7 protein-coding genes are annotated in these 14915 nt (G+C 46.5%); all 7 read left to right on the top strand.

The features are described from left to right. The first annotated feature begins 577 nt into the window (after positions 1 to 577). The 7 genes from ABZD21_RS07490 to ABZD21_RS07460 all read left to right on the top strand — a co-directional run bounded on the left by ABZD21_RS07490 (position 578) and on the right by ABZD21_RS07460 (position 14829). Positions 578 to 1171 (top strand): hypothetical protein, encoded by a 594-nt coding sequence (locus ABZD21_RS07490; protein WP_372774057.1) that lies wholly within the window; start codon positions 578 to 580, stop codon positions 1169 to 1171. Continuing rightward, a complete protein-coding gene (locus ABZD21_RS07485; protein ID WP_372774055.1) occupies positions 1168 to 6795 on the top strand; it encodes a glycine-rich domain-containing protein in 5628 nt (1875 codons plus the stop codon). Before ABZD21_RS07490 ends, ABZD21_RS07485 begins: the two co-directional genes overlap by 4 nt. A 67-nt stretch (positions 6796 to 6862) precedes the next feature. Further along, on the top strand, positions 6863 to 7897 hold the full coding sequence (locus ABZD21_RS07480; RefSeq protein WP_372774054.1) for a hypothetical protein: 1035 nt from the start codon (positions 6863 to 6865) through the stop codon (positions 7895 to 7897). A gap of 48 nt (positions 7898 to 7945) precedes the next feature. Beyond that, entirely contained in the window at positions 7946 to 10837 is a 2892-nt protein-coding gene (locus ABZD21_RS07475; protein ID WP_372774052.1) for an Ig-like domain-containing protein, read from the top strand. Next, positions 10837 to 11814, top strand: coding sequence for a type IX secretion system membrane protein PorP/SprF (locus ABZD21_RS07470; protein ID WP_372774050.1), 978 nt, complete (start codon positions 10837 to 10839; stop codon positions 11812 to 11814). The genes ABZD21_RS07475 and ABZD21_RS07470 overlap by 1 nt, the downstream gene beginning before the upstream one ends. A 3-nt stretch (positions 11815 to 11817) precedes the next feature. After that, positions 11818 to 13791 (top strand): OmpA family protein, encoded by a 1974-nt coding sequence (locus tag ABZD21_RS07465; protein WP_372774049.1) that lies wholly within the window; start codon positions 11818 to 11820, stop codon positions 13789 to 13791. 168 nt (positions 13792 to 13959) lie between these two features. Beyond that, positions 13960 to 14829 carry a tetratricopeptide repeat protein gene (locus tag ABZD21_RS07460; RefSeq protein WP_372774048.1) on the top strand — a complete coding sequence of 290 codons (870 nt, stop codon included), beginning with the start codon at positions 13960 to 13962 and terminating at the stop codon, positions 14827 to 14829. The last annotated feature ends 86 nt before the right edge of the window (positions 14830 to 14915 follow it).

Here is a 14915-nt window from a genome sequence, read left to right as displayed (position 1 = left end):
CCTGTAGAATCGACAGAAATGATCGTTTGGTAGATTGATTGCTGGGTTTGATCCTTAGTTGTTCATAGTATGGAAAAGTTTGACTAGTTTCAGGCCGGTATATTACTATAATTAGCTGGAAACGGGATTTTTGTGCGCGAATGAAAGTTAAACAGAGTAGCTGGAATGTCTTTGTTTCTTTGGGACGTTTAAAGATTGGAATTAAGATTTTATATTTTTTGTTTAGCGGAAGTTGTAAGGGAACGAGAACTGTTACGTCGATCGTAAATGGTTCTATTCGTAAACTCAAAAAGCAACTCCGGAAGATCGAACAGCAATCTTCTCAAAGGAATGCAATTCACTCACGAGTAGTTGAGTTGACAAATAGTTTGGCGTTACCTAACGGTAATAGCCTTAAAAAATTATATCCGGTGGTGTCACTCCGGAGGTTCATAAACATAGTCCCAATCCACACGCCAACAAAACGCATACTGCCCTCAAATTTACCATCTCAGCCAATTTACCAGAATTCTGTTTTTTCGTCTGCCTCACCGCATGTGCCGGAGTATCAGCAGTTAACCTTTAATCTGTTGAGTGTATGAGGAGATTTTACCACGTTTTGCATCGATTCAATCCGCAGCTTTTAGAAAGTTGGCTACTCCGGTTCAACGAACTGTTATTGGGCCATTCTCGTTGGGTCGCAAGTTCGACCTTTAAAGTCGTTTTGTTTTTGCTGCTGTTTTTATCGGCAGGTTCCGCTTTTAGCCAAGTGACGATTTGGAGCGAGGATTTTGGAAGCTATTCTACGAATACAGGTGTTGAAGGTCCAGGTACAACAAATGTTGGTGATTATCCGTCGTCAGTTTCGAAATGGACGATAGATGCAAGTGGTCTCGCAATGCAGAATAATGGTGATTATTTTAAGGTCACAGGTGGCTATTTTGTCGGTTGGGATTTACACGGGACTGCATACTGGCGAACTCGAGTAATCCATAACAAAGTATTTGGATGTAATTTGATCGCGCTTGAGCAGTTACTCAAGAATACACGCTCCTTGAAATGCGTAGCGGTGGCGCAGCTGCCCGAGAAAACGCAACTACCAGGTCGCGTGGTGAGAGTGCCGGCGGTAGAAGTTGATAAAGCCATGCCACATCAATGTCAGGTTCGTTCAAATCAAATTCTTTTAGTATGAGCCAAAGCACCCTAAATAAAAAAACACTAAGCCGGACTGTGCTCCCGTTGACCTTGTATTTTACTCCGACTGTAAAAGCACTGGGATATTCCAATGGGTTCGGAAGGGTAGGTTTATTTACTTTTTTCCAGATTGTTTTCTTGTTTTTTAATACGCATGCTCAGGTAATACAAACATACACAACTCCTGGGGCACAATCTTTTACTGTGCCAGCAGGTGTTACGCAAATTACTGTTGAAGCATGGGGGGGCGGTGGTGCCGGTGGCGGCTCAACACACAATAGTAACGGTGGTGGCTCCGGTGGCGGTGGCGGCGGATATTGTACACAAATATTTACTGTAACAACAGGTCAGGTTATCAGCTTTACTGTTGGAAGTGGAGGTATAGGAACAACTGGAAATGATGGTACTGCCGGTACCGCCACTTCGATACTGACGTTACAGGCAAACGGTGGAGGAGGAGGTCTGAGCGACCGAGGCACATATGGATCAGGAGGTGCAGCTACAGGTGGATCGACTAACACTATAGGAGAAAACGGAACAACTGGTTCGAATAGTACAGGCGGAAATGGTGGCGACGGGGCAAACGGTGGAGCCGGAGGGTCAGGAAGAAGCAACGGCATAGGAGATAATGGAGCAGCGCCTGGTGGCGGTGGCGGTGGCGGTGAAGGTTTCGGAAATACCCCATATGCCGGGGGAAATGGTGCTAATGGACAAGTAAAGATAACTTATACATCTTCGTTACCATATGGCTTTTGGTACAAAGCTGATGCCGGAGTTACCGGCACATCGTCGGTTACTGCCTGGGCCGACCAGTCAGGTAATGGGAAAAATGCCTCCAATACAGGTAGTGTCTCTCTGGTTAATAATTCCATCAATTATAACCCTTCGTTGTTATTTTCGAATGTGAATCGGCAATTTACGGTGGCCGGTACGAGTACTGCCCAGGGAATCATCGTTGTAAACAAAACCCCAGCCACCAGTAATGATTTGTCTGGGCTTGTTGGTTCAGATGGTGACAAAGGCATACGACTTAGTAATAGTGTCAACCCGCTGGGCCCAAGCATTACACCGTACGAGTCATGGAGGGGAGATAATAATAGTGATGATTGGGTAAACACCACAACTGGGGGAACAGGCCGCATTAATGGAGTTACTGACAGCGATATGCTGCACTCGTCAAAATGGCACATCGCTAATTTAACCAGGTATCAGGCACTTAGTGGAAGCTATTATCTTGGGGGATATTATTCAGGCAGGTCCTATTCCGGCAATATTGCAGAAGTGCTGGCTTACCCGGGTACAGTTACCAACCAGAGCCAAATCGAATCGTACCTTGCGATCAAGTATGGGATTTCACTCCCCGGTAACTATTTGGCTTCCGATGCATCTACAATCTGGTCGTCCACCAGCGGCTATCAAAACGATGTTCACGGTATTGGACGTGATGACGATTATGGCCTAAATCAGCGTTCATCGAAAAGTGAGAATCCGGGTACGGATATTTTGATTATTCAAAGCGGAACTTCGTTTACCTCACCAACCAATGCACAAACGGGAACAGCTTTAAGCGATAAGCAGTTTTTCATCACCGGGCATAACAATGGTTCTACAACTACAGTTTCTGCATTGACCACGGGGATTAATACTATTGCCAGAAAGTGGTATGCGCAGGTGAGTAATTCACTGCCAACAGAGAGTTTCCAGTTTAATCTAAGTGGAACCTCTTTTGGGACCTATTGCAAAATCGGAGTTCTGATTGCGGATGACGCTTCTCTGACAACCAATCGCCGGTTTGTGGAAGGAACGCTCAACTCGTCTACTCTAACCGTAAATAACCTGGCGATTACAGGAAATAAGTATTTTACCGTTGCTACGCTTGCGACCCCAAGCGTTGGCGCAATAGGAACCAGTCAGACCATTTGCCATGGTAGTACTCCCAATGTATCTTCAACTACAAACGGTTCAGGTTTCGGCACAATTAGTTATTTGTGGGAAAGTTCCCTCGATGGGTCAACCTGGAGTTCAATCTCCGGAGCAACCAGCAGTACCTATTCGCCGGGAGCCTTAACGCAAACGACTTATTACCGGAGAAAAACAGTAGCGACTTTAGGTACAATATCCTGTACTTCAGCTGTTACTGCCTCGGTCGTGTATACCGTTCGTCCGGTTTTTACGTCTGGAACAATTTCCTCAACAGGAGAAACAATTTGTTCCGGAACAGTTCCGACCACCCAGATAGGCAGCACTACGGCAGCGAGTGGAGGAGACAATTCGATCACCTACCAATGGCAGTATAGTACCGACAACACATTTGCCACAGGGGTAACAACAGTTACTAACAATTCGGCATCCTATACACCTACACAAACACTAACGCAAACCACTTATTATCGGCGTCAGGCAAAAGATGGAACCTGTAATACCAGTTTTGCAGCATCAGCCAATGTCTGGACAGTTACTGTAAATGCGCTTCCATCAACCCCTACCACAACCGGAGCACAAATATGTGTGGGTAGTCCGTCAACAACTCTATCGGCAAGTGGAGCAGTGAGTGGGCAAGTATATAAATGGTACGATGCCGCAACAAATGGCAATTTAGTTAAAACAAGTGCCAACAATACCGACAATACTTATTCAACCCCAGCATTGAGCGCTACTACAAACTACTGGGTAGCCATACAGAGCAATGAGGGGTGCGATAGTCCTCGCCAACTCGTAACTGCAACCATGCCGTCTCAATCAAGTGGTGATCAAAATGCTGCGGGCACAGATGCCTGGATCGGCCATTTTTACAAGCGGTTGGATTTAGTTAATTCACCTCCTTCAGATGCCAACGCTTTTACTGACTATTATGGGCAATCAACGGAGACAGAAACATTTGACAGAAATTTCAATAGTTCCTGTTTTTCGGTTACTTCAGGTGCAGGGACTAATTCGATCTATCCGGATTATTTTGCTGTTCGATATCGGATGACATCATCAAGAGAGGGGATTTATGTGGTTAATATTGCGAGTGACGATGGAGCCAGACTGACAGTTGATGGTTTTAAAGTGTATGATCAGTGGAGGCAGCGAGGCTATACGACGGATCAAAAGATCTTGTTTGAGTTAACCGGCACAAGCAATCTAATGTTCGAATTTTATGAAAGTTCGGGAGGCAATAGAGTATCATTTCTAAATCTGGAGAAAGTCCCTAACTCCATTACTACGACAGACCTGGATTACTGTGTGAGTGATGTCGCAGCGACCATTTCCGGTAATAATGCGTTTACTGATAGCCCGATAAGCAGCACAAGTGGTTTTACGGTCGCCTACCAATGGCAGAGCAGTGCGGATGGTAGTTCCGGGTGGACGGATGTGTCAGGTGCGACTTTGCAAAATTATACCCCGCCAACCACAACTGCGGGGACGGTGTACTACAGACGAAGCCTTACAGTAAGTAAAACAAATCTCGGATCGATCGCTGTTTCGGCAGAGGATACAGAATCAGGGGTAGTAAAAGTTACGGTCACACCCGAAACTGCCATTGTAACCCACCCGTCTAGTTCCGGAGAGACAGTGTGTTTGAACGGATCCTTCACTCCTCTTTCAGTTTCAGCAACAGGAAGTAGTTTAGCCTACCAATGGTACGAAAATACGACGGCATCTACTTCCGGTGGAACATTGTTGTCTGGAGCAACTGCTGCAAGCTATGCTCCATTGGCAACAATTGCGGGAACCAGTTATTATTATTGTATTGTTTCGGGAACTTGTGGTTCAGTAACTAGCAGTGTTTCCGGTGCTTATGTGGTCTCGTCACCCGCATCCCCAACAGGAACTTCTCCCCAGAATTTCTGCTCCGGTAGTAGTTATTCCGTTAGCGATCTGGTCGCGTCAGGGACAGGAATTCTCTGGTACACCAGTTCTTCTGGTGGAACCGCTTTAGATCCGGCAACAGAACTTACAAGCGGAACTTACTATGCTTCGCAAACGGTGGGTGGTTGTGAATCTACCGATCGTTTGTCAGTTAGTGTTGCTGTAGTTGCAGACTTATCAGCAACCGGAGTCGTAACTAATTCGACCTGTGCTTCAGCAAATGATGGCATCATCTCAATCACAAGTAGTTTCGATCCTTCGGTTAGCTACAGCTGGATTAAAGCCGATGATCTTTCGTTCTCGGCATCCAGCAAAGATCTCTCTGATCTAAGTGCCGGAGAGTATATCTTGACAGTTTCGGAAGGAGTCTGTAGTCAGCAAACATCTTTTATAGTCGGAATAGATGACCGTGTTGCAACAATTGATTGCCCGGTAGGTTCTACCGTGACATGCTACAGCGAGCTGCCGACTATTGCCAGTATAGAGTCGTTTGAAGCCGCAGGGGGAACGATCACAAGTAGTTGCAATGGTACAACTGGATTGTCATTAACAGTGGATGATGTCATTGTGCCCCGCGATATTGATACATCGACGCCTTGTAGCGTTGAACGAACTTTTACCGTGTGGGATGGATCTACAGAATTGGATCACTGTCTCCAGATCTTCACTTTGTCGGGTGCTACTGCACCTTATTTTAGTGATGTCGATGGTAGCGACTATCTGGAGACCATTACCTCATCGATGCCGGGATGTTTGCTTGAGATACCGCTGCCGGATTTTTTAGGCGCTTGTAGTGGAGTAACTTATAGTTATTCGCTTACTGCCGGAGGCTCTGTCGCTGATTTGGTGTTAGATACAGAAAGCAAACTTCTAAGTGGTACCTTTCCTGAAGATGATTACACGATTGAATGGACGATTACAGATGTTTGTGGATCGGGTTCAGCAACTGCTTTTCAGGATATTATCGTTAGCAGTCCAACAATTACCTACGATGGCGGCTCTACGTCAACTGCTGTTGGTTCGGGTGTGAAGCCTATGCTCACCTCTACCCACAGCTACGAGGTGGATGGTGGTACTGCTGAAGGCGGGTTTAGTTATACTTGGGGGCTGTTTGTTAATGATGGCGGTGCTCTTGGTGCGGCTGTCGATGTGGCTGATTATACGATTACCCCAACAAATGACGCATCTATTACGATCCGTTTCAATGAAAGTATCGACGCAGGAAATTATATCATATCACTTACAAAAACGAATACATCAACATTATGCACAAAACAAGAAACTCTGGCCGTGGCCATCCAGGAAAATACCTTTGATGTGAGCTTAGCTCCGTTTGGGAATCATTGTCAGGCGGGGGAGACCGATACGCCGAGCAAGATTACATGGGAAATCACTTTTGAAGGAAATGGGACTGAGCCATTTTCATTTGATTATACCATTAATTGGAGTGACGAATCCAGCACTATTGATGTTTGCTCGGGTACGGTTGAAGACATCTCGCAAAGTTCGAGCAGTCTGACACATACTTCCGGCTGTCTGGATACAGGAAGTTACCCATTTGCGGTCGTTTCAAAAGCTGACGGTTCACTCACTGTAAAACTTGAATACACGCTTTCAAGCAAGACCGCCAAAAATTTTACGGTCAATATTGTGGTCTCTGCCACCGATCAATTCGCTGTATCGGAGGTCGACCAATCAGACGGTGATAATTCGGAAACACTCGAATCTTGGGGCGTCCCAAATACCTCTGAAATTCAAACAGATTAAATAGTTGAATAAATTAAAAAAACAAGAATTCAAAATTTCTAAAAGTTAAACTCTAAAATTTCTAAAAATGAAAAAAGTTTTATTGTCTTTATGTCTTTTGGCCATAGTGGCCATCACTTCTACTGCCTTTGGGCAATCTCACACAGATCCAAAGATTGAGACGGTAAATGCGGTTAAAACGTATACTGTCGATTCACACGCAAACAGTGTGTATGCTTGGTCTATTTATTCTTGGACTCCATCCGATGATTTTACAGCTGACGCTTGGACTAAATCAGCAGCCGATGCAAGTGCTTATACAAAGACGGATGCCACTAACTCCACTGAAATTAAATGGTTAACCCCTGGCTCTTACGTTGTTGAAGTGGTAGAATCAAACGGAGCATCTGGTTGTACCACGATTCGTCGTTTTGGTGTTACGATTATCGATCTGGACTTGTTGGTTGTAACAAAATATGGAGCTACTACCATTACTGGAACTGGAAATGATAATGAGATGTGTAATACAGATGAAGGAAATATTTATGGTGAATTGGATGCTGACAACTTGAACGATGGTTCGTCGACAGTAGACCCAGCACTCGGGACGATGACTTTCACTTATGAAATTACATTATTTGCGGATAAGGCAGGTGTATCAGGTGAAGAATTAGCGGCTATATTGCCAACAGCTCTTTGGAAATTTGATTTGGCTAATACTGTTGTTTTACCGACGAGCCAAAATTCATCAGCTACCAATGTAGCTAGTATTACATGGGCAATTGAAGCTGGTAGTGTAACAGACGGTGTCACAGCAGCAAACACCAGTTTTACTACAGAAGGTACCGGAACAATTAACGTTCCTGCGGACGTTAAAACAGTAACCATTACTGCGACTATCCAGAATGTTGCTGATGTTTTAGACCAAAATTACGTGATCAACATGTCGGTGGATCCTTCAACGGTTTTGGTTGAAAATAGTGCAATACATAATGGTGACTATGCTGAAGGTCAGGAAGACGCTGACTATAATGGAATTGCCGATGCAGCTTCTCACACGAACAGTGCAGTGCAGATTACTGTAAAACCTATTCCAAATACTTCGAAAATTACTGTTGACTAATAACTCATTTCAATTCCACCGGCCAGTTCCGGCCGGTGGAATTTTTATATGCAAGTAAAAATTGGCACTTGGGTTATTGCCCTGATCTTTTGTATGACCGGGGTCGTGCAGGTAGAAGGTCAGGTTAGTTATTATGTAGGGCAAACGATTGAACTTTCAGTTGAAAATCATGCCGGGAGTAGTTACCAGTGGAACGTATATACCGATGCTCAATCGGTTGTTTCGGCTGACGCTTCGGCTTACTCGTTTACCTCTGCTGCCAATAGCTCAGCTACTGCTATTATTTTTTCAAAGGAAGGAACCTATTACCCAACGGTTTTTGAAACCAATGCCAGCGGATGTTCTGCTGGTCGGAACACGCCAATTGTCATTCTCGAAAATGATCTACAATACGCCCTCTTTCCCACGCTCTCCACAACACTGTGTTATGGAGACGCGATTAATACCAACACAATTGAATTGAGTTTTACCGATGAGGACGGCACAGCGCTCGACGAGGCTTTGTTTCCCATCAGCCTAAATTATTCGATCGATGGTGTGGCGCAAACGGCACAAACCATCACCTTTTCCGATCAAACTTTAAGCATCAGCACTTCGCAGTTAAGCGGAACCGGCTCCGTTGATCGGACTTACGAAATTGAACTAACCGGAGCAACCGATGCCCAAAATCAGGAAATCCTTCCCCAAACGGGACAAAATATTTTCAGCTTAATTACCAAAGCCGAACCAAACATTAGCCTGGCACAAACCGACTATACGCTCGATCTTCACGACCGAATGAGTTTCTCGGTAAGCGGTCAGGATAACTTTATTTACACCTGGGTGCTTACCAATCCGCTAAATTCGTCAACAACCCTGAGCTCAATTATCGACGAAACCGGGGAGTTGGCTTTCGACCTGGCGGGCGAGTATCTTTTACGCGTGAAAGCCGAAGGTTCGAACGGCTGTGTAAGCGACTGGCAAACGGTGTCGATCGTAGTTATCGCGCCACCACCGCCACCAAGCCATGTTACCCCGGTATTAGCGATTAGCGACATCAACCAGGGGTGGGAAAACGAAACGCTCACGGGTAATGTGCTTACCAACGACTTGTACGACTCGGGAACCCTGCAGCTGACTGTTATTGCCCAGCCCGACGCTTCGGCCGGAACGCTCACCTCTTTTAACCGAACCACGGGCGCTTATACCTTTGTGCCGGCAACCGGTTTTACCGGCGACGCGGCTTTTGAGTATACCTTGTGCGAAACCAATGCCGAAGGCAAAAGGGTGTGCTCCAACGCCTATGTGACGATTCAGGTGTTGGATACCGATTTCGAGGCTGCCTATCCGGTTGGAAGCGACAAGATATTTGCCATAGAAATGAATGGTACTCTGACCGGTAATTTCCTGGAGTACGATTTTAACCTCGATGGCGCGTCGGTAGCCTTGGAGCAGGTAACAAACAACGAACTGGAAGGGAATATCTCGTACCGAACCAACGGTGTATTTACCTATCAGCCCGAAACGGACTTTTACGGACAGGAGAAGTTCAATTACGAAATTTGTAATGCGGGTGTCTGCGATTGGGCCACCGTGACTATTTATGTGCTCGATACCATTTACGAACAAAACGATTTGTTCGCCTCCGATGTCAGTTTCTACAACTCCGGTATTTTGTCGGCTCAGCTGCCCGATAATCACCGGGGCGATGGCGCGACAAGCGCAAGCTATTCCGTTGCGCAGGAACCGTCGTCGGGTACGGTGGTGCTGAATAGCGACGGAAGCTTTGAATACCTGCCTAATGTTGGCGAAACCGGCTATTTCACCGATGCCTTTGTTTATCAGATGATCAGTTCGCTCGACACGTCGATGGCAACTGCTTACATTAGTTCGTACATCGAAGAGCCGGTGATCATCGTGAAAAGTGAGTTTACCGTGGGGGCTTGTGCCTCGGTGGTGCTCGACGCGTCGAAGAGTTCCGGTGTCGGACCGCTAACCTACAGCTGGTCACCATCAACCTATTTGTCGGATGCCAGCTCATCAACACCGATATTTACACCGGGGCAAAGCACAAGCTATACGCTTACCCTCACCGACGGGTTGGGAAATACCGTTCAACGCACTGTTCAGGTTGAAGCTGACTCGCAGGTTGAAGCGATTACCGACGCCTTGGTGTTTGTCGAGAATTCGTCGGAGTCGATTCTGTTGGACGCTACAGCCAGCACAGGCGACAACCTGTCGTTTAGCTGGACTTCGTCGGGCAGTGGGGTAATTGTGTCGGGCGCCAACACCTCGACTCCCGAAGTGAAAGGTGCCGGAAAATATTATCTGACCGTGACCGATGAAAATGGTTGTATGGACATGGATTCGGTGACTGTGGGCGTTTGGATTCAGGCTGTTGACGATGAGGCTGAAGTGCTGGTAAACAACTATGTGAGCATTAATGTACTGCGGAATGATATTCCGCAGGGAGCACTCGACCCCACAACGGTGAGCATTTTGGTACAACCAACGAACGGTATTGCCGAAGTGCAGACCGACTCGGTGATTGTGTACACTCCGAACGACGAGTTTTCGGGTGAAGACAACTTTGTGTACCGAGTTTGCGACTATTACGACCAATGTGATGATGCCACGGTGCTGGTGATTGTGAGCGAGGAAGGCTTCTTTATCCCGAATGCGTTTACACCAAACAACGACGGCTACAACGACTATTTCGAGATTAAAGGTTTGTCGGACTACAATAATGTGCACCTGAAAGTGTTCAACCGATGGGGAAATCTGGTTTACGAAGCCGAGAACTACGGCGACAGTGAAGGTGAAACCGGCTTCTGGGATGGGGTAGCCAACCGGGGTGTTCGTGTGGGCGACAAAATGGTTCCGGCAGGTACCTACTATTACATTCTGGATTTGGGCAACGGCGACAAACGCTTAAGTGGATTTATATTTATCGAACGTTAATGAACAGAATCAAGGCATATAGAGACATTCAAATGGCTGGCTTTTGGGGCAGGGGAGTAACATCGGCTGTTTGCTCGTTGATGTTTGTGTTGTTATCGCTGTCGGGGCGGGCGCAACAAGACCCCATGTACACCCAATACATGAACAATATTTTGTCGATCAACCCGGCTTATGCCAGCCTGGGGACAAGTCTCGAGGTGATGGTTATTTCCCGCAATCAGTGGATTGGAATCGACGGCGCACCCATTACACAGGCACTTTCGGCTCAGTATCCAATGAGGAATTTTGATACCGGAATCGGGCTTTCGTTTCTCTCCGACGAGATTGGTCCCGTCCATCAAACCGGGGTGTATTTCGATTATTCGCGTAAATTGCGGGTTGGCTACCGCAGTTATGTGTCGTTGGGCTTAAAAGCCGGTGTAAATTTCTATAGTACAGACTATTCGATCTTAGAATACAACGATAGTGGAGATCCGTTGCTTGGAGACGATGTAATTCGAAAATTTTTACCCAACTTTGGAGTCGGCACGTTTTTTTACAATGAACGGTTGTTCCTTGGCTTGTCGGCGCCAAAATTACTGCGTAACCAAATTACCGATGTTGGTTATTCGTCGCAGTTCGCCAGCAAGGAGGAGATCCATTTGTTTTTGATTTCCGGTTATGTGTTCGACATTAACCGGGATGTTAAATTTAAACCTTATACGTTGGTAAAATATGTGGGAAGCGCGCCGATCTCAGTCGATTTGTCCGCTCACTTTCTTTTTTACGATCGATTGTGGTTAGGTGCAAACTGGCGAATTGGGGATGCTGTAGGCGCGACTCTTCAAGCTTTTGTTACAAAGCAGTTTAAAGTCGGATATGCTTACGATGTTACGGCAACGGATCTGAATTCGTTTAACCGTGGTACCCACGAGGTATTTTTAAGTTTTGCATTTAATTTGGGGAGAAGACGATTTATGTCGCCTCGCTATTTCTAGTTCATGAGAAGGGATGTCTTGAAAATTGCTATTCTGGTCTGCTTTGTGGGGCTCAATTTATTGAGTGTCGCGCAAACGACTGCCATCATGCGTGGTGACCAGTATTACAATGATCAGGCTTTCGCGAAATCAATCCGGTTCTATCAGAGCGCTTTTGAAAAGGATAGCACTGATCTCGAGGCGCTTCGCAGATTGGCCGACGCGACTTTCATGGCAAATCGTTTGGACGAATCATTGCAATGGTATGCCCGGCTGGTGAATTACGAGGACGCGATAAATCAGGACTTTTTGGGCTATGCCAACGCGCTGTCTCAGGCCACCCGATACGAGGAAGCCGCCTATTGGCTGATGCGTCTCGACTCGAAGGATCCCGACGACGAGAAAGCGAGAGCCATGAAACAGAAGCTGATGGACTTGTTGGGCTTGTTTCGCGATTCGGCATCGTATACCATCACCCCTCTTTTTGTAAACACGAAAGACACGGAGCTTGGGCCGGTAATCATCGGCGACCAATTGGTGTTTTGTTCTACCGGACTACAGTTAGGGCTTACCGGAAGCCCGTTTCTTGAAGATGAACCCTACCTTAAATTGTACGCCTCCGATATTTTGCCCGATGGACAGGTAGGTCCGCCAAAATTATTCGCTCCAACCTTGCGCAGCCGATTCCACGACGGACCGATTGCCTATGCGCCCAAAACCGATCAGGTGTTTATTACGCACAACCATTTTGGAAGTCAAACGCAAAAGGCGAGCGACGATGTCCATCTGAAAATTCAACGGTCGACACGCGAATTTGATCGTTGGAATTATGCCTACGAACTTCCGATGAATAACCGGAAGTATTCGGTTGCCCATCCGGCGACAAATTCCGATGGCTCTGTGCTCATTTTTGTTTCCGATAAAATGGGCGGATACGGGGGCACTGATCTTTATGTCAGTCGGCTCGAAAAGGGGCAATGGACAAAGCCTGAAAACCTTGGGCCGGAGATCAATACGGCTGAAAACGAACTTTTTCCCTACCTCGCGCCGGATAGCACCTTGTACTTCTCGTCAAACGGGCACGGAGGGCTGGGGGGCCTCGATCTGTTTAAAGTGCTGCCCGAAGGTGGCGTTTACAAAAGGGTTTGGAATTTGGGCTACCCAATGAACAGTCGGGGAGACGATTTCGGACTGGCATTGACCAAGGAAGGGGATCGCGGGTATTTTAGCTCCAACCGCGAAAGCGGAAAAGGCAGGGACGACCTTTACTATTTTGTGCAAAAGATTGAAAAAGTTCCGATCCTGTTTTTTGTGACCGATTCGGAGAGCGGAAAGCCGGTAGCGGATGTTGAGCTTGGTGTGTTGAACGCAAACGGAGACACCATCGCGATGGCATTCGGAAATTTTGAGGGCGTAAGCAATGTGGATCTGAAGGATGGCGAACGTTGCCGGGCCTTTGTGTCACGTAGAGGATATTTACCGGCACAGTACGAACTAACCGTTAAAGGGCAGATTTTTAACAGTCCTTCGCAGGTTGATATTGCGCTGACTCCAATTCCAAAAGGAGATCTTCCGCCAATGGAATTGGACGATCAACCTCCATTTTATGTCAGCATAGATCCGGCTCACCCCGATCAAATCAACCATGAATACTCAATTTATTACGATTTTGGCAAGTGGGCGCTGCGTCCGGATGCTTTTAAGGTGCTTAATCCGTTGGTTGATTATCTGAAGAAAAACCCGGAACTCGAAATTCGCATCGCGTCCTACGCCGATTGGCGGGGAAGTAAGGATATCAATCGATTGTTGTCCGTTGAGCGAGCCCGAATTGTAAATAACTATTTTGTTTCGCGCAACATCAACCCTAGCCGAATTCAGTACAGCGGACTAGGCGAAGCCCCGCTTCCGGATGGGGTAACTGATATCAGCAGGATCAGTGAAAAGCAGGCGTCCGAAAACCGGCGAACAGTGATTCGTATTGTTCGAAAACAGCCATAATCTACTACTTACTCTTTTCATAGCCGCCTGGTGTTGAAGGTTAATTTAATGCGTTCGAAACCCATTTGGCACAATAACATAATCTCATTTGTGATTGAAAAGCTCTAATTTTGTACAACTATTTAATGTTGTATAAAAACGACCCGCATCAGTAAAGTAGAATTGGCCATGAAAAGAATCCTTTTAATCGCTTCTTGCTTAGTTTTCCTGACGAGAATTGTCGGGGCGCAAAATGGAGAGGCATTAAAAATCGACGCGCTTACTGCCGAGTCGAAGGAACATTTTGCCGAAGCCGCGAAATTATTTGAAGAAGCTTACCAGGCCTTCAGGGCGCAAACCCTGGCAGATACCCTCTGTGTTTTTCATGCCGGACTGAATTATGTCCGAATCGGGCAGTTCGCGAAAGCAATTCCGTTTCTTGACGAATGTATCGGGTTGAATATTAACCCAGGCTCGAGCACTCGTCTTTTGGCTGATTCCTACGTTGGGTTAAAGCAGCCTGGAAAGGCCGAGGAATTATTGCTGGAAGGCAAGGCAACAATGCCGGAAGATTCAACCGAGTTTGATGAAAAATTGGCTTATCTGTATTTCAATAACGGGCGGTACGACAAAGCGACCGACTGCTTTCAGCAGGTAACGCAAGCTCATCCGGAGAATAAAAATTACCTGTATTTGCTTGGACTGAGCCTGCATCGTATTCAAAAGTACGATCAGGCAATTGCTGTTTTTGAGCTCATGCAGACTGAATTTCCGGAGGATAGGAGAGCAACAAAATTGCTGGGAGTGACTCTGTTTGAGCGTGCCGACGAGCTGTATCGGGCACAGGTGGATAGCCTGGTCCGCCATGACCAAACGAGTGTGGGCGTTCATCCGGAGTTTGAAGAACTAAATGAACATTACGCGCAGGCTCGTGCAATGCTCGAAAAATCATTGGCCGAATATCCCTACGATCAGCTTCTGATTAGTTCGCTGTATAAACTCTACCAAAGGCAGGGAGATGCACAACGGGCCGAACACATGGAAAAGCGAATTAAATGAGCCATTCATTTTTCAGAATTATTGATTGAAATAGCCTCCCGTAGAGGTTTTTTTTGTGCCCGGAACCAAGGCCTTTGTTTCGGTTG

The organism is Mangrovibacterium sp. (assembly GCF_041596335.1).
GTDB lineage: Bacteria > Bacteroidota > Bacteroidia > Bacteroidales > Prolixibacteraceae > Mangrovibacterium.
This window is presented reverse-complemented; position numbering and strand designations above follow the sequence as displayed.